13 protein-coding genes and 1 pseudogene are annotated in these 17,302 nt (G+C 41.7%); all 14 read right to left on the minus strand.

Annotation, left to right across the window (positions count from 1 at the left end; translation table 11 throughout):
• Positions 1–402: 402 nt before the first annotated feature.
• A complete protein-coding gene (locus GFC28_RS05050) occupies positions 403–1,317 on the minus strand; it encodes a proline dehydrogenase family protein (protein WP_044745234.1) in 915 nt (304 codons plus the stop codon).
• Positions 1,318–1,328: 11 nt separating this feature from the next.
• Positions 1,329–2,876, minus strand: coding sequence for an L-glutamate gamma-semialdehyde dehydrogenase (gene pruA, locus GFC28_RS05055; RefSeq protein WP_044745235.1), 1,548 nt, complete (start codon positions 2,874–2,876; stop codon positions 1,329–1,331).
• A 91-nt stretch (positions 2,877–2,967) separates the two neighbouring features.
• Positions 2,968–4,227 carry a PucR family transcriptional regulator gene (locus GFC28_RS05060; RefSeq protein ID WP_044745236.1) on the minus strand — a complete coding sequence of 420 codons (1,260 nt, stop codon included), beginning with the start codon at positions 4,225–4,227 and terminating at the stop codon, positions 2,968–2,970.
• A gap of 150 nt (positions 4,228–4,377) precedes the next feature.
• Positions 4,378–4,863 carry a PaaI family thioesterase gene (locus GFC28_RS05065; protein ID WP_044745237.1) on the minus strand — a complete coding sequence of 162 codons (486 nt, stop codon included), beginning with the start codon at positions 4,861–4,863 and terminating at the stop codon, positions 4,378–4,380.
• Positions 4,864–5,144: 281 nt separating this feature from the next.
• Complete coding sequence (locus GFC28_RS05070; protein ID WP_044745238.1) at positions 5,145–6,407, minus strand: PTS ascorbate transporter subunit IIC; 1,263 nt, start codon at positions 6,405–6,407, stop codon at positions 5,145–5,147.
• A gap of 20 nt (positions 6,408–6,427) precedes the next feature.
• Positions 6,428–6,647: pseudogene (locus GFC28_RS05075) on the minus strand (PTS lactose transporter subunit IIB).
• A 796-nt stretch (positions 6,648–7,443) separates the two neighbouring features.
• Complete coding sequence (gene opp4A, locus GFC28_RS05080; protein ID WP_044745239.1) at positions 7,444–9,231, minus strand: oligopeptide ABC transporter substrate-binding protein; 1,788 nt, start codon at positions 9,229–9,231, stop codon at positions 7,444–7,446.
• A gap of 15 nt (positions 9,232–9,246) precedes the next feature.
• On the minus strand, positions 9,247–10,155 hold the full coding sequence (locus GFC28_RS05085) for an ABC transporter permease (protein WP_044745240.1): 909 nt from the start codon (positions 10,153–10,155) through the stop codon (positions 9,247–9,249).
• Positions 10,156–10,174: 19 nt separating this feature from the next.
• Positions 10,175–11,143: an oligopeptide ABC transporter permease gene (gene opp4B, locus GFC28_RS05090; RefSeq protein ID WP_044745241.1), complete on the minus strand. Its 969-nt coding sequence runs from the start codon at positions 11,141–11,143 to the stop codon at positions 10,175–10,177.
• A gap of 16 nt (positions 11,144–11,159) precedes the next feature.
• Positions 11,160–12,086 (minus strand): ABC transporter ATP-binding protein, encoded by a 927-nt coding sequence (locus tag GFC28_RS05095; protein WP_044745242.1) that lies wholly within the window; start codon positions 12,084–12,086, stop codon positions 11,160–11,162.
• A complete protein-coding gene (locus GFC28_RS05100; RefSeq protein ID WP_044745243.1) occupies positions 12,073–13,095 on the minus strand; it encodes an ABC transporter ATP-binding protein in 1,023 nt (340 codons plus the stop codon). Before GFC28_RS05100 ends, GFC28_RS05095 begins: the two co-directional genes overlap by 14 nt.
• 168 nt (positions 13,096–13,263) lie before the next feature.
• On the minus strand, positions 13,264–13,449 hold the full coding sequence (locus tag GFC28_RS05105) for a hypothetical protein (protein WP_066147452.1): 186 nt from the start codon (positions 13,447–13,449) through the stop codon (positions 13,264–13,266).
• 119 nt (positions 13,450–13,568) lie between these two features.
• The gene (locus GFC28_RS05110) at positions 13,569–15,674 is read right to left on the minus strand and encodes a methyl-accepting chemotaxis protein (protein ID WP_044745244.1); all 2,106 of its coding nucleotides are present in this window, start codon (positions 15,672–15,674) and stop codon (positions 13,569–13,571) included.
• A 480-nt stretch (positions 15,675–16,154) separates the two neighbouring features.
• Positions 16,155–16,793 (minus strand): hypothetical protein, encoded by a 639-nt coding sequence (locus tag GFC28_RS05115; RefSeq protein ID WP_044745245.1) that lies wholly within the window; start codon positions 16,791–16,793, stop codon positions 16,155–16,157.
• Positions 16,794–17,302 lie beyond the last annotated feature (509 nt).

The raw sequence follows: 17,302 nt of genomic DNA on the forward strand, positions 1-17,302 counted from the left end.
AACATCTAGGCATGAAGCTTTAGAAACCTTCTATGATGTTCCTCTCGTCATTATCGTGATGATATACATATACAAAAATGCTTATGTATACAAAATGATAGCTGGCACTACTTCTTTGAAGAAGCATACCATGCTTAAGTGCCGCCGCTGCGCTTAGCTTGTTTGGGAAAGGGATCGCTTTTTTGTCATTCCCTGAGAAATGACAGGCAAAATGGTGTGAACAGCGATCGAACACATGCAACAGCCAGTGTGAGAAAAAGCAAGGATGCTCTAGCTGAGTCTCATGAAATCCATGTTAACTAAATACCATACACAAAAAACGGCTGTCATCCGCCATGACTAGGCATGGCGCAGCAGCCGTTTTTTGGATTTTCCCTGTTTCGAAAAGCGATGATTCACGATTTACTTGCCAAAAAACCCTTTTAACGCAAACGCGACATTTTGTGGTCGTTCCGCTAGGCGGCGCATAAAGTAGCCGAACCAGTCGTTGCCAAACGGAATATACACACGCATTTTATATCCTTCAGCCGCAAGCTGTTGCTGCATGTCGGTGCGGAATCCGTACAACATTTGAAATTCGAATTGGTCGCGCGGAATATTGTTCTCTTTAGCAAATTGCTTCACTTTCGCAATAATGTTATGGTCATGTGAAGCAATGGCCGTGTAGCTTCCGCTTAATAAATGCTGTTGAATAATGTTCATGTAATTGGCATCTACTTCCTGTTTATCCTGATAAGCCACCTCAGGTGGTTCTTTGTAAGCGCCTTTTACTAAGCGAAGAGAGACTCCTTTTAAATCTTTGACATCTTGCTCCGCGCGATATAAATAGGCTTGAATGACTGTCCCTACATTGTCATACGTTTTGCGCAATTCATGCAAAATATCTAATGTTGCCTGACAATGGGCGGAATCTTCCATGTCAATGCGCACAAAGTTATTGCACCGCTTAGCGGTTTCCATAATTTTTTTCATATTGTCAAGGCAAAAATGCCAATCAATATCAAGCCCCAGTTGTGTCAGTTTAACAGAGAGATTGCTGTTGACCCCCGCTTTATGAATGGCCTCTAGCGTTCTCACATTATATTCTGTCGCCTCAATCGCCTCTTCCCGGCTCGAAACAAACTCGCCTAAATGGTCAAGCGTACAAACAAGCCCTTTTTCATTCAGCTCTTTCACTTTAGCAATAGCGCTTTCAATCGTCTCACCAGCGACAACCTGGGAAGCTCCAAACCGGAGCCCCCATTTTTTAGCTGCTTTATTTAATGCTTTGCTTTGCGAAGCATATAGAAACATATTTTTTGAGATTTGTGCTAACATCGTCTGTCCTCCTAAAACGCCTCACTTACGGTTTTTGCTTGCATATGAAGAATTAAATAATCAGGGCCCCCTGCTTTTGAATCGGTTCCTGACATATTAAAGCCGCCAAACGGCTGATAACCGACAATCGCACCTGTACAGCCGCGATTAAAGTAAAGATTGCCAACATGGAACTCCTCATGAGCTTTTTCAAGATGGGCACGATTTCTCGAGATGACAGCTCCTGTTAATCCATATTCCGTATGATTTGCCATTTCAAGCGCATGGTCAAAGTCCTTTGCCTTCGTAAAAGCGACAACTGGACCGAAAATTTCTTCCTGCATAATCCGTGCGCTTGGATGGACATCGGCAAAAATCGTTGGCTGGATAAAAAATCCTGTTGAATCGTCTCCTTCTCCTCCAGCCATCAGTCTGCCTTCTTGCTTGCCAATCTCGATATATCCCATAATTTTGTCAAATGACGCTTGATCGATAACCGGCCCCATAAATGTGCTCCGTTCTTCTGGATTCCCCACCTTTAGCTGTTTTGTCAGCTCGACGACGCGGTTTAACACTTGTTCGTACACATCTTCAACGATAATCGCCCGTGAACAGGCTGAACATTTTTGTCCAGAAAAGCCAAAAGCCGATGCAACAATAGATTGTGCCGCTAATTCAAGATCGGCTTCTCGATCCACAATGATCGCATCTTTTCCACCCATCTCGGCAATCACTCGCTTAAGCCATTTCTGTCCAGGCTGAACGATCGCTGCTCGTTCGTAAATGCGGCAACCAACAGCTCGTGAACCAGTAAACGAAATAAAACGCATCTTTGGATGCTCGACTAAATATTCGCCAACCTCCGCTTCGCCGCCTGGCAAATAGTTTAGTACCCCAGCTGGCAGCCCTGCTTCCTCCATCATTTCGACAAATTTCGCAGCCACGACAGGCGCACGGTCCGACGGGCGCAAAATAACCGTATTTCCTGTTACGATAGCCGCTACAGTCGTGCCAGCCATAATCGCCAACGGGAAATTAAATGGAGAGATAATAAGCCCGACCCCTAACGGAATATAATGAAACGTATTGTGCTCACCAGGACGACTCTCCACAGGGATGCCGCGCTGTAAATTCATCATTTGGCGCGCGTAATACTCGAGAAAATCAATCGCTTCTGCCGTATCAGCATCCGCCTCTTTCCAAGGCTTTCCCACTTCTTTTACTAAAAGTGCGGAAAACTCATGCTTTCTTCTGCGTAAAATAGCCGCTGCTCGAAATAAAATGTGCGCACGTGCTTCAACAGGTTCATTTCGCCATGTTTCAAACGCTTGGAGCGCTGCTTCCATCGCTTCATCCGCCCATTGCTTCGTCGCCTTTGATACCATGCCGACAATCTCTGCCTTGTTCGCCGGATTGCGCGAAATCATTTTTTCTTCTGTAGTTACGCGTTGCGTCCCAATCACAAGCGGATATTCTTGTCCAAGCTTCGATTGAACATCGGTTAATGCTGCTTGAAATGCTTGCCGATTTTGCTCAACAGAAAAATCGGTAAACGGCTCATGCTTATACGGTACAGCCATTCTCATCGTCCCCTTCTTGATCAGCTTATATGATTCATTATAATGGATACATTCAGAAGATTCTTTGTTTCTCCGGTATAATGATCAAGCCTTATATTTGTGTGTCGAACACAATATCATCCTTATATTGGAGAAGGAGGAGATCAATGTATAACATCATTCGTTGTTCAAAATCAGCAAAATCAATGCCAGTAATCGCTTGAATGCGCTTGATTCGATAATGCAATGTGTTAGGATGTATGTATAAGTCCTCTGCTGTTTCTTTAATTTTTCCATCATTTTTAAGATACTGCTTCAATGTTTCGACAAGCGTCGTTTGATTTTCCATATCATATCTTTTCAATTTCTGCAATTGTTCGTTTTGATAGCGCTGCCGCTTATGCTGCGCATATATGGCCGGAAGCAGCCGATAAATCCCTAACTCCTCATAAAAATGGCCAAGCGGTTCATGAAGTCGCGTTTTAATATGTATCACCTCAGTTGCTTCTGTATAGCTTTGTCTCAGATCCTTTAATCTGCGATACTCTTTACCGATTCCTACAAGGACATCCCGCTGTAAATCACAGTGAAACTCCTTCTCTAATTTTTCAAGCAGCAGCCGAGCTTGGTCCAAAGCGGTATGAGAGGAAACAGAGGAATTTCCAATGATGCAAATCAACTGCTCATGATTTTCGATCAAAAAGGTGGAGCCACTTAACGCATTCATGCTAAAAATAATATAATGGCGAATGATTTCTTTCCTATCGGACCGCAAAACCCGAAACAGAACGACAGCAAACTCCTTTGGCAGTTTGATTCCTCTCAGTTCTGCTTCAATCTTTACAGCTTGGTCACTTGGGGCTCCTTCTCGAATGAAGCTCATCAATATCCGTTCCATTTCCTTCTGCCGCTTACGAGTCACACTCATTTGTTGTTCAAACCATTCCGCCGCTTTCTTCGCCGCCTTCAACAAAAAAGATTGATGTTCCTCCGCAAATGCGTCACTGGCTTCCTGAACCCATAAATATCCATAAATTTTTTTTCCGCTTTTGATGCAGGCGACCGTGCGAGGGCCAAGTCCAATTTCTGTCAATGTTGGGATTTTAACGACTCCACTCGCCTCTTCAATGCGCTGAAGCCAACCACTTTCATGCAAATAATGGACAACATGAGCCGCTGCCCGTTTGCTTAAAATGGTATTCATGCGCACCGCATCCGGTTCGTTGTGATTTCCGCTATAAGCCATCAGTTCCAAATCACGTGATTCAATGGTCACTGGACATTGAACATGCGCGGAGACAAAATCAGCTAATTCATGAAGAGAAGCAAACTCTTTTTCATTCCATTGTGACTCTTGTTTGGATCCATCCATACAGACGATTCTCCCTTCATTAAAACCCCTTTTGATAGTATGTACACTTTCATTGATTTACAATATACACTTGCATGCTTGCGACATTTGTGTTAGCAGTAAAAAACGCCTGTTCTAGTGAAACAGCAGGCGTTTTTGCATTCGTTGGCATCACGAAGACGGCAAAAATGTCTTTGGCATGACGACCGCAATCACTTCTCCTTGCGCGCAAAGAACATCATTTGCATAAACTTCTGTCTGCACTCTCCATTTTTTCGGATGTATTTCCTCCACCGTGCCAATCGCTTTGAGCGGTACCCCCTGTGGAGTGGGCTTCAGAAATTGCACATTTAAAGAAGCGGTTACAAACCGCGGCGGGGCTGTGCCATCTCCGGGCTCATAGCCATTTTTACGATGCAGGGCCAATGCTGCTGAACCGGTCCCGTGGCAATCAATTAAGGACGCGAGCAGCCCGCCATATACAAATCCCGGAATTGCTGTATGCTCTGGACGCGGTGTATAAATAGTCACTGTTTGCTCCCCTTGCCATCCCGTCCGAAAATGATGGCCTTTTTCATTAAGACGACCGCAGCCATAACACCAAGCAAAATCATCCGGATATTCATCTTGAATCGCGTTTACAACCTTTTCTTCCATCTTCTCTCCCCCTTTCCATTAAGTATAGCCGAGCGGCTATAGACAGAGCAATCTCCATTCATCTTTAGACGTACATTTTTCGTTTGTCAGCTGCTCCTATGGGAAGTCATCTTCTTTGTTCCCAAAAATGGGCCCATTCTGCTCACGTTGAATGAAATCTGCTACACGCATTTTTTATCAAAGTTCACAAAGTTGTAAGTCTTGCAGAGCAAACGGCTAATAAAAGGGCTGGCTTACGTTGATACATAACGTAAGCCAGCCCTTTAACCGATTGATATTTTTTACGAAAACCATTTAATCAAATAGCTCAATAAAATACCAACAATACCAAAGTCTGAATCACCAAATGTCGTGTTTTCAAACCCTAGCGACCCAAGAACTGGCAAAAGAAGGGCCGGCAAGAACGAAATGAGAAGTCCGTTGACAAAAGCCCCCAAAATAGCTCCGCGTCTGCCTCCTGTAGCATTTCCGAAGACACCTGCTGCTGCTCCTGTGAAAAAGTGCGGAATCAGTCCCGGCACGATTACCTTTAAACCGACAGCCGGCAAAATAAGCATGGAAACCATTCCAGCAACAAAGCTTGATAAAAAGCCAATAATGACGGCATTGGGTGCATAAGGAAATACAGTCGGACAATCGAGAGCAGGCTTGGCATTGTTCACGACTTTATCGGCAATCCCTTTAAAAGCGGGAACAATCTCGGCAATTAACATCCGCACTCCAGCAAGCACCACATATACGCCAGCAGCAAATGTAATTCCTTGCATTAACGAGAAAACAAGAAAATTGACACCGCCGCTTAACTGTGTTTCAACGAACTCTTTGCCCGCCAATGGTGCAACAATCAGAAATAAGATCGTCATCGTCAGCGACATCGCTACGGACGTATCACGCAAAAAGCTCAACGATCTTGGTACGCGCAAATCCTCAGTAGAGCGCGCTTTATTGCCAAAGCGCTTGCCGATCCATGCAGACGCAAAATATCCGACAGATCCAAAATGCCCTAAAGCAACTTGATCTGTCCCGGTCACTTGACGCATATATGGCTGAAGCAGGGCCGGCATGAATACCATCAAGGCGCCGAGAATAATCGAACCGGTCACGACAAGAGGAGCTCCAGCAACACCGCTTGTTGCCAACACTGCTGAAATTAAGCAAGCCATAAATAACGTATGATGTCCAGTTAAAAAAATGTATTTAAAACGGGTAAACCGTGCAAGAAGCAGGTTGACAATCATCCCAAACAGCATAATGAGCGCCGTTTCTTTGCCAAATGTTTGCTGGGCAATTGCGACAATCGCTTCATTATTCGGAATGACCCCTTGAATCGCAAAAGCTTTTTCAAATAATTTGCCAAACGCATCAAGTGATTGGATCAGAATCGCGGCACCGCCGTTGAGAAGAATAAATCCCATAATGGTTTTTAACGTTCCTGAAATAATGTCAGGAACACGCTTTTTTTGCAGCACAAGTCCCAAAAACGCGAACAACCCCACTAAAATGGCTGGTGATCCCAAAATATCCTTCATTAATAAATCTAACATCCGCCTCTCCCCCTTGTTGTTTATACATACTGCTGTAAGACGGATTTCAACTCTTGCATGTCGAAAATATTGGCTAGTTTAGCGACTGCCCTTGTTCCGTCGTCAAGGACATCCATTAAATCCTTCGCACCGACGTACAGATCCGCTTTTTCGATTTTGCTTGCAGCTAAATCTGTATGGGACACATCGACCTCAATTCCCAGATCCTGTAAAGTGTTTTTTCACATTTAACTCGATCATAAAGCTGCTGCCAAGCCTATTGCCGCAGACCACCAAAATTTTTTTTCATCCTTTTCACCTCCTTTCGTCTGCTAAAGACGCAACGGGACTTCGCCTTTTCACATTCGAAACTGAAACTCGATGGTTAGGGTTAAGCGTTTCATTGATCGATTGCTAGAAGCGGCGGTTGTTCAGACCTGGCCGCATAAACGGGCCATAAAGCAAGCTGCAAACTGCTGACCTTCCCAAAATTATTCTTGTATTTTATCTACCATACATTTCAAAAGTCACATACCTAGTGCGCGTGATCCACTGCAAATAAACGGATAAGATCGCCTTTATTTCCTAACAGCGCCGCCTATTATGAAAGCGCTTTTAAATAGAGACGGGAAGTTACTGCTGCTCAAATGATGACCTTACGTACGTGATGTTTTTGTTAGATCCCCCGGCCGATTGCTTTTTTTGATGATGGTTTGTCATGTAACCGTTATGCAATTACATGCAGCCATATCCATCGTCGCTTTTCAATATGCAACACAATCCATAAAATGAATGTGGGTTAAAGAAAGCGAGTCAGTCAGCAGAGAACGCTCTTCTCCTCTTGCCTAAGAAAACAGAAAGAGGGACATGCCATAAAAATCGGCTTGAGCTATTTTCTTATTTTCATATGTATGACATGATGGTGAAAATATTAATCTTAATAGAAATCCCCTTCGTATCCACAGCATTTTATATCCATACAGAAGCCGAAAACCCAAACAGAAAAAGGGCGTTCCCACAAAATTATGGGCCCCCCTTTTCCTTCAGCGGTTCTATTTTATTCGGTTTCCGGTTTTTCCGCTGTTACTCCTACTTCTTTCCATTTCCAGTTGAATGGATCGATATCAGCCGTAAAGTTTTTCACGCGATTATTCACAGCAAATATTTGTGAACGATATAAGGTTGGAATCACCGGCACTTCTTCATTCATTAATTCTTGCCATTGGTTATAAATATCTTTCCGGTATTGTTTATCGAAGGCTTGTTCAGAATGGCCTTTTTCAAGCAATTCATCATTTTTTTCGTTCACCCACCGAGAATAGTTGAACATAACATTGCGGCCGTATAGCCCGTACGGGTCGACATCGGTCCCTGTTCCCCATGCCGCTGCAAAGATATCCACTTTTGGATCGTCTTTTTCAACCATATCGTAAAATGAATTAAACTCTGCTAAACGGCCATCCACAAGCTGCACATCCAAACCGACATCCTTCCAGCATTGGATATAAAACTTAGCAAGCGGTTCCGCAATATCTCCTCCACTCATTGAAAGGAAATTGATTGTAAATTTCTTTCCATCTGGATCTTCGCGAAGACCATCGCCATCTTTATCTTTATAGCCCGCTTCATCTAACAGTTTTTTCGCTTTCTCAGGATTATATGAATATCCTTTTGCATTTTCGTCATGATAGCCTGGAAATGATGGCGGAATGAGTGTAGTGGCCGGGAAGCGGAGCCCATGATATAGTTTGTCGGCAACCGCCTGATTGTCAATGGCGTACGCCATTGCTTGGCGCAACTTTTTATTTTGGAATTTCGGATTATCCATGACATTTTCTTGTTTTTCTGCATCCCAATGCCCCAGCTTAAATCCAATATAATTATAGGCTAACTCAATGTTGCCAACGAATTGAATATTTTTTGTTCCTTTTGCGCTGACATATTGATCAGTTGGAAATTGCGCAACATCGATTTCTCCTTTTTTTAATGCCTGCAGCACAACTTTTGGATTGACAACTTTAACGATAACGCCTTTTAAGTTCGGCTTTCCGCCGTAATAATCATCATTGCGCACAAGTTCAACCGACTCACCCGGAACGATCTTTTTCACTTTGAATGGCCCGAAACCGATCGGGTTTTTGCGGATTTTATCGGATTGCGCCATTTGTTTGATTGGAATATCTTTTAAATAATGCTTGGGCAATGGATATGCCCAAATGCCTGTTAAGATGGACGGGTTTGCATGCTTATATGTGATGGATAATGTTTTGTCATCGATCACTTTAATTCCGGAAATATTTGCTGCTTTTCCCGCATGATATTCATCCATGCCAACAATGTCTTGAATGAGTGCGTCTCCGTAGCGGACACCTGTATAATCCTTATGGCCAATGACTAAATAGGCATACTCTAAATCTTCTGCTTTAACAGGTTCTCCATCATGCCAGTTGACATTGTCTTTAATTTTAATCGTGATCGTTTTTTTATCATCAGAAAGCTCATACGTTGCGGCACCGTCATTCGTAATTTCATAATCCCCGTTTGCGTGGAACAGTGACTCATCAAAAAAATGTAAAATTTCCGCATCTGGCTGGCCTTGATAAAATGCATAATTCAGCGTTCCTTCAAAAGGCGTGTCGTAAACAAGCCCATACGTCAACACCCCGTCAACAATCTTGCCATCGTTTTTGACCGCCATCGGGAAGTTTCCGATCGTTTCTTTTTGCGCTGTCTGCGTGTTTTTGCTATTCTTTCCATCGCTGCTTGTTGTGCTGTTTGTGCAAGCCGCTAGCAAAATCGAAAAACCGACTAACAAGCTTAAAAGCTTCCCATACCTTTTTTTCAATGTTCATTTCCCCCTTTATCCTAGCCGCTGTCTCGCGTCAGCTGCTCTTTTTAATGCTTGACCAATAAAATTTATGCACAGCATGATCACTAAGATTAGCAATGATGCCGGAAGCCATACCCACCATTTATTTTGTAAAACATCCGGATTTGTCGCATAGCTTACTAACGTGCCAAGGCTCGGTGTGCTTTCGGGCAGCCCAAATCCTAAGTAGCTCAATCCGGATTCGATGCCAATATTCCCAGCGAGATTTAGCGTTAAATTCACAATGATGATCGAACTTAAATTGGGCAAGATTTCGCGTATCATAATTTTCCAATCCGGAGTGCCGAGTGTTTTTGAAGCACTGACATAATCCAGCTCCCTTTCAGCCAATGTTTTAGCTCTAATCAACCGCGCTTTCCCAGTCCACAAAAAAGCGCTCATGATTAAAATAAATGTAAAGACATTATACTTTGGTACAATCGCTACAAAAACGATGACAAGCATTAAAAAAGGCAAAACCAAAATAAAATCAATGATACGCATAATCACATTGTCAATGATCCCGCCATAGTATCCAGCAATTAACCCTATGGTAAGGCCAATGAAGCCGGTCAAAAGTGTAATGAGCAAACCAATTGTAAAGGAATTTCGGGCGCCAATAATCAATTGGCCCAAAATATCTCGTCCTCCATAATCGGTGCCTAACCAATGTTCCGCAGAAGGCGGTGCGTAGATAGACAGTAAATCCACTTTCACAATTTTGTCTTGATCTAAAAAAAGCGCAGATCCATAGACGATAAGAAGAATGCACGAAAGAACAACGAGAGAAATAAGCGCTAGCTTATCCTTTATCATTTCGCGCCATAATATGAAGAGGCTTGAAGGACTTTGGCTAACATCCTTCGCTATTTGCTGAGAATCATTCAAATTTGCCCTCATAATCGTTCCTCCATTTGTACTATTCAATTCTAATGCGCGGATCTACAGCACTTAAAATGATGTCGGATAACAAAGTTCCTATTAATGTCGCCAAACCTGAAATCATGACAAGTGCTGTGACTACGCTATAATCGCGCTGCATAATGGATTGAAGGAACAGCTGTCCTAGCCCCGGATAGCTATAAATAGATTCTAAAAATATGGAACCGCCAATAAGCCCCGTAATTTCATACCCTAAAAAAGCGGCAATCGGTAAAAATGAATTGCGTAAAATATGATGAGAGTAAATTTTCGATTCCGGTATTCCTTTGGCTCGCGCTGTTTTCACAAAATCTTTAACCTTCGTGTCGATAATCTCACTTCGCAAATATTGAATAATACCAACCGTGCCAATAAGAGCACCAGACAAAGCTGGCAGAAGGAGATGATAAAATTTATTGATATAATAGTCCAATGTCCCCTTCTCTACTTGAATATCGACACTTCCTCCCGTTGGAAACCACCCTAGCTTAAATCCAAATACAAACAGCATAACTAAGGCAAAAATAAATAATGGCGTAGCAAAACTAACATAGCTATAACCAACAATGAGCTTGTCCGCCCAAGAATCTTGCCAACGCCCGGAAACCAATCCTAATGGTATGGCAATAAGATAGGTAAGCAATAGAACGCACGCGGATAATAAAAGAGTATTGGCCAATCTGCCGGATAGAAGATCTGTTACGGGCTGTTGATGAATATACGAAAGACCAAGATCTCCATGCAAAAGATTTTTCACCCATCTTACGTATTGAATATGGACAGGATCGTTTAATCCGAGCTTTTCCCGCATTTCCATTAACGTATTGGCATCCATCTTTGGAGATTGGGCCAACTGTCCAGTAAGCGCGTCACCCGGCATTGCTTTAGCTAATGCAAAAACAAGAATACTCAAAATCAATAATTGAGGAATCATCATCATGATTCGTCGCAATATAAACTTCAGCATGTTTCGACTTCCTCTCTCACAAAATAGCAACAGAATGTGTGTCCGAGATGCGCTTTAACGGATAAGCCTTCCCTTCCGCATTAAAATAGCGCTGCCAAGAAAGCTTATATTCTTTTTCAACGTGCTGGCGAAGCTTTATTTGTTCTTGTCTTTTTCGAGGATCGACATTAGGAATCGCCGAAATCAGCCGTTTTGTGTAAATATGCTGCGGATTGTTGAATATCTCCTGGCTTGCGCCTTCTTCAACAAATTGTCCTCTATACATAATCCCGATACGGTCACACATGTGACGGATAATCCCTAAATCATGACTAATAAACAAATATGTCAGCTGAAATTCTGTTTGAATGTCTTTCATAAAATTTAACACTTGAGCTTGTACAGATACATCTAAAGCTGACACAGGTTCATCTGCAATAATCAGTTTGGGATGAAGTGTTAAAGCGCGCGCAATGCCGATGCGCTGCCGCTGTCCTCCAGAAAACTCATGCGGATATTTATAGATAGAATCTGGATGAAGGCCTACCCTCTCGATTAGATACTGGACTTTTCGTTTTTCTTCTTGAGGAGATAGCTTTTCAAAATTGCGTATCGGTTCGGCAATAATATCAAGAACTCGTTTTTTAGGGTTAAGCGATGAATATGGATCCTGAAAAATCATTTGAATGTCTTTGCGATGATATGACCGTTCACGGCGATTCAGTTTTGCAAGATCCTTGCCCTCTAGTAAAATCTCCCCCGCTGTTGCTTTGATTAAGCCAATTAACGTTCGCCCTGTTGTCGTTTTGCCACATCCCGATTCGCCGACTAATCCGTATGTCTCTCCTCGGTTCAATTGAAAGCTTATATCATCGACCGCTTTTACATGGTCGACTACTCTGCGAAAAAAACCACTACGAATCGGATAATATACTTTTAAATGATTGACTTTAAGAAATTCCATATTTCATGTCCCCTATATGGTCATGTGGAAAGTGAAAGTTTTTATAGCAAATGCAACGTACAAAATGCCCCGGTTCCACTTCTCGCAAAATCGGCTGCTCTTCATGATCTGATTCATCGATCCATCCAATTCTTGAGCGAAATCGGCATCCCGTTCTTGGCAATTTTTGAAGCGGCGGAACGATGCCTTGGATGACATGAAGCCTTTCTTTTGGATGTTGGGCAGATGGGATGGACTGGAGCAATGAACGTGTATACGGGTGCAAAGGACGATCAAATAGCGTATAAACATCCGCCATTTCAACAATTTCACCTGCATACATCACCGCTACACGATCCGCCATTTCCGCTACCACTCCTAAATCATGCGTAATTAAAACAATGCCTGTATTCATCTGCTGCTGGAGTTCTCTTAATAGATCCATAATCTGTGACTGAATCGTGACATCTAATGCTGTTGTCGGCTCATCCGCAATGATTAATGAAGGGTGACAAGCAATCGCCATCGCAATGACAATTCTCTGTCTCATTCCCCCCGACAGCTCATGCGGGTACCGATGATATACTTGATTTGGATTAGGAATGCCAACACGTTCTAACAACTCTATCGTACGGCCTCTTTTTTCTAGCGAAGAAAGAGACAGATGAAAATCCATTCCTTCTTCAATTTGTCTTCCTACCGTCATGAGCGGATTGAGAGCGGTAAGCGGATCTTGAAAAATCATCCCTATATCCTTTCCGCGAATTTTATTTAGTTCATGGACAGATAATGATAACAAATCGGTTCCATGAAACAGAATCTTTCCTTCTAATTTCGTTTTTGCAGGCGGATGCAACCCCATAATGGATAGAGCCAAGGCACTTTTGCCGCAGCCTGACTCGCCCACAACAGCAAGCACCTCATTTTTGTGAACATTGAGCGATACCCCATCAACTGCAGCATAATAGGCATCATGAACCCGAAAGGAAACTCGTAAGTTTTCGATTTGTAAAACTGGCTGGTTAGACAAATCATCACCTCCATATCAGAGATTAAAAAGTCTTTTTTTTCTGAATATTTTTATTGATATATTATTACATTAATATAAAAAATCAAATATTTTTTAGTAAATATTCCTTAATTTCTCAATATATCTAAATATAATCTATTTCATTGCACCTAAATCCCTGTTTATTTCTCAACATGTTAAAAGATGACGTCCTCCATAAAAGCGAACTTCGATATAGATACAAGCGGCTCTCCAAGCATCTGTAAATGTTTTTCGTCGTTCTTTCCGTTCATAAGCCGGATGACTAAACCACACCTCTTCACAAAACAAAATCAGAAATAGAGCTGAAAGTGGCGTTGCTCCAACCTTGTTCACGCAGCTGCATCCCCAAAAAAGATCAGTCACTAAGATTCTTCTGAACGTGGAATTCGTTTCATTTTTAATGATGTAAATAAAGCAACAATCCCCCTTTCGTGATCGAAAGGGGGAACAGGTTATAAATGAAACCGCTCAATGGTTTCAAATAAGTCTTGTGCTTTGCTATTCAGCGACTGGACCGATGAGGAGATTTCCTGCATGGAAGCGAGAAGCTGTTCGGCCGCGGCTGCCACCATTTGTGTTTGCTGTCCGGATTCTTTAGAGATATGCTCCGTCTCTTGAATCGTTTCTGAGAGCTGCTGCAGTGATGACTCCATCATGGAAAGCTTGGCAGACACCCCGTTAATTTGTTCAGTCACAGCATCGGTTGAGGATAAAATCTTTTCAAAAATGGTTCCTGTGCGATTGGCTACTTCTACTCCTTTTTCCGCTTCTCGCAGCACATGTTCCATAGCTTTCATCGATTGGGACGTATCATCCTGAATCTCACTCAGCAGTTCATGAATTTGCTTAGCCGATTGCGAGGACTGTTCAGCGAGCTTGCGAACTTCCTCGGCCACGACAGCAAAGCCTCTTCCCTGCTCTCCAGCACGCGCCGCTTCAATCGCTGCATTGAGGGCCAGCAAATTCGTTTGCTCAGCAATAGCTGTGATCATTTGTGTCATCTGTCCAATATTATTTGAACGCTCATAAAGTGTTTGAATGAACCGCGAAGATTGCGAGACTAGTTCGTTGACGCTGGACATTTGCTGCATCATTTGCCGAACGGATTCACTTCCGCTCTTTGCCTCGTTTGTCATTTCAAATGAAGAAGTTGCTACTTGCTTTGCCCGATCCGCGATAAAGTGCGTATCGCGTAAAAGCTCATGAATCGAGTGCGTATTTTGTTCCGCATATTTCAATTGCTGTTCAGCACCCACAGCAACATTTTCAATCGTTGTCGCCACTTGTCCTGCCGCTTGTGCCGTCTCCTCGGTAATGGCTGTCAATTCTTCTGATGCAGCAGATACCTCTTCCGTCATTTGCTGGTTGACAGAAATGATCGAACGAAATGAATCGACTAATTCATTAAACGAATGGGCGATATGAGAAAACTCATCATTTGTTCGAATATTCATTCGTCCTGTCAAATCTCCAGTAGCCGCCTGTTTAATCGCCATCTCTGTTGCTGAAATATGATAACGAACAGAAAAATAAAAAGCGATAAACAGATAAATCATAATAATCGATGCAGCTAACATGACGGAAATAGTCAGCCATTTATTCATATTTACCGATTGAGAGCGTTCATGAATTCGATCTTCCAAGAGTTTGACGCTGAATGTGGATAACTCATATAGCCGCTCATTCGCCTGGCTTGTCTTTTCATATATTTCCTTCGGTTGAATAGACACTTGTCCAACCATTAAAAAATCCTTATCCATCATTCCTGACATGCTGATGACTTCGGTCATAGCCATGTCTTTATGTTGGTCAAACTGATTCTGCAACGCTTTATGATTAGCAAACATCAGCGAAGCAGATCGGTTCAGCGCATTTAACGAATTATCAATGGCATTTAAAAAATAAGTCATTTTCGATTGATCGATCTCATATATTTGCGTGCTGAGCGACATTTTCACCCCAAGTGCCTGCGCCGAGCTAATGAGCTCCGTTAAAGTAGGAATTTTTTCAACGATGACATCGGCAAGATAGTTATTATCAATATCATCATCCAACGCTAAATTAGAACGGTCTGTCACATTCATCATCATATCTATAAAATTATTAATCATAATGTTATGGCGTGAAACCGTTTCGTCCATTGTATAGGATGTCCACCCTTTTTTCATTTGTTCCCAGGATTCATAAATTTCCTTCCATTGCTTGTCTACTTTGAATACATCCTCATATGTTTTTTGCATAGCCTGTATTCTCTTAAAAACTTGATCCAGCTTGTTTTCATCGGCTTGAATGCTTTGTTCGCTTGATTGATCCCCAGATAGGTAAAGGGTGGTATGCTCGCGGTGGTCTTGGAGCGCTCTTAGCCCGGTTAAAAAGTCTTGGACATACAACAGGCCCATCTTTTCTTTTTCTATAAAATTCGATTTCGTTTCTAGTTCACGAATGTAAAATATTCCAATCGTTGCAAGCGAAAAAATAAAAACAATAAATAAGAGCATAAATTTTTTTCCAAATTTTAATTGGTTTAACAATTGCGCTCCTGGCTGAAATAGTTGCATCTTCGTCCGTCACTCCTTGTTTGAAAAAATATTATTTAGAAAATTATGATTAATTTTTATTTTATCAAAAAAGCAACAAAATGAAAAAGATTATTTGAACGGAATCTAGGGCTTTTTTCTCACTGACCGCATAGCTTTATCACATTTTTTATTTCCAAATTCATAGATGCCATTTCACCGGTCGAGCGACCGAACAACTCCCATACTAACAAATGAATTTGTCTGTAAGCGTCGATTGTCCCATGCTCTCTCTGCCATCTTTCCATATGTATAGAGGAAAATGATCAGGACGTGCTTAAGGGAGTCTATCGTTCCCTTCGCTCTGTTTTCAAACCGTTATATTTAAGAAATTTGCCAAAGAAGGAAAAGAGGAATCTCATACTTATAAGAATGTTAAGGAGAGACTTCTCGGTAGGTAGGTTAAATAAAAATCACAGGGAACCCTCAAAGGGTTTCCCTGTTTTGTTAAATTAAAAACCGTTAATCATCATATGATTCTACGTTATGGTTGTATCGTTTATTTTGCAAAACCTCTTTGTTTTTTGATATTACTTCAATTTCATACGTTTCATCGTTTTTAAGAAGAGAAGGTAGATTTTGAGAAACAATAACGTTATTCGTTAACTCCATCCAATCTTTTATTTCTTTCTCAGCAAAATCGGACTCAGAATAAGAGGATTTTAGAATGTATGTAATGGATTGGGGATTAAAGCCAATGGCAATGCCTATATATTTGTTACTTTCTCTTTTTAATTTCTTATCAATTTTCGATACGACGGACATCCATTTTCTTTCCCTTTCTGCTTGTTCAACATCGATTATTTTCACTTGAATGGATACATTGTGATCTTCCAACTCATTTTGGATGTAATTTTTTATAGCTTCTTTTGTATGGGACAGATTAGGCTCTTTGTTTGATAATTGTACGATCATTTCTTTATTTCTGGGGCTATACGAAATCACTCCAATATGATAGCCTTTCCTATCTAATTCTTGTGAGAGCTTAGCTAGATCAATATCTTCCTGCTCATTTTGATGTAAGCGAGATAAAAGATAGATTATTCCGACAATAAATAATAGAGATAATGCAGTAAAGCCAAATAATTGCTTTTTATTCATCTTATGTCTCTCCGTTTCTCATCACAAGTGTTGGTGATCCATTTTTTACTAAAAATACGGAATGATATCGCTAGGCATCAAGCAATATCCATTAGTTTTTATTGGATCATCAACACACCTGTTTTCTCATAATAAAAATTCTCGTAGCGCTAGAAAAAATAGATTCACTGATGACCCTCGTAATGAATGGTATCTGTCAAAACTCACGGTTAGAAGCGGATCATTGCTCACATGAAGACCAATATTGGGGGATCGAATTTTCGATCATGATGGCAAGCGCCACCGGTTAAAAATTCCCTCGCCCCATTGCCAAAGCCAATCAATCGTTACCTGCACAACTAATGAGAAGAAGGAAAAGCTGCATGGCTTTATTTACATTTCATTTTCGTTTTTTCTTACAACAAAGATCGCTACAGCCTTGCCCCCATCCAAATCCAAGAAAGCACTTGCACAGATTCGTACCGCTTCATATAGGTTTTATTTTAACGATATTTCCATGCATCAACATT

Origin of the sequence: Anoxybacillus sp. B2M1 (assembly GCF_001634265.1) — a bacterium.
GTDB classification, from domain to species: domain Bacteria; phylum Bacillota; class Bacilli; order Bacillales; family Anoxybacillaceae; genus Anoxybacteroides; species Anoxybacteroides rupiense.

What these genes read in the sequence shown, in the direction of transcription:
- GFC28_RS05050 (WP_044745234.1), bottom strand. Translation starts at nt 1,317, where the DNA reads ATGTTAGCACAAATCTCAAAAAATATGTTTCTATATGCTTCGCAAAGC.
- pruA (WP_044745235.1), bottom strand. Translation starts at nt 2,876, where the DNA reads ATGGCTGTACCGTATAAGCATGAGCCGTTTACCGATTTTTCTGTTGAG.
- GFC28_RS05060 (WP_044745236.1), bottom strand. Translation starts at nt 4,227, where the DNA reads ATGGATGGATCCAAACAAGAGTCACAATGGAATGAAAAAGAGTTTGCT.
- GFC28_RS05065 (WP_044745237.1), bottom strand. Translation starts at nt 4,863, where the DNA reads ATGGAAGAAAAGGTTGTAAACGCGATTCAAGATGAATATCCGGATGAT.
- GFC28_RS05070 (WP_044745238.1), bottom strand. Translation starts at nt 6,407, where the DNA reads ATGTTAGATTTATTAATGAAGGATATTTTGGGATCACCAGCCATTTTA.
- GFC28_RS05085 (WP_044745240.1), bottom strand. Translation starts at nt 10,155, where the DNA reads ATGAGGGCAAATTTGAATGATTCTCAGCAAATAGCGAAGGATGTTAGC.
- opp4B (WP_044745241.1), bottom strand. Translation starts at nt 11,143, where the DNA reads ATGCTGAAGTTTATATTGCGACGAATCATGATGATGATTCCTCAATTA.
- GFC28_RS05095 (WP_044745242.1), bottom strand. Translation starts at nt 12,086, where the DNA reads ATGGAATTTCTTAAAGTCAATCATTTAAAAGTATATTATCCGATTCGT.
- GFC28_RS05110 (WP_044745244.1), bottom strand. Translation starts at nt 15,674, where the DNA reads ATGCAACTATTTCAGCCAGGAGCGCAATTGTTAAACCAATTAAAATTT.
- GFC28_RS05115 (WP_044745245.1), bottom strand. Translation starts at nt 16,793, where the DNA reads ATGAATAAAAAGCAATTATTTGGCTTTACTGCATTATCTCTATTATTT.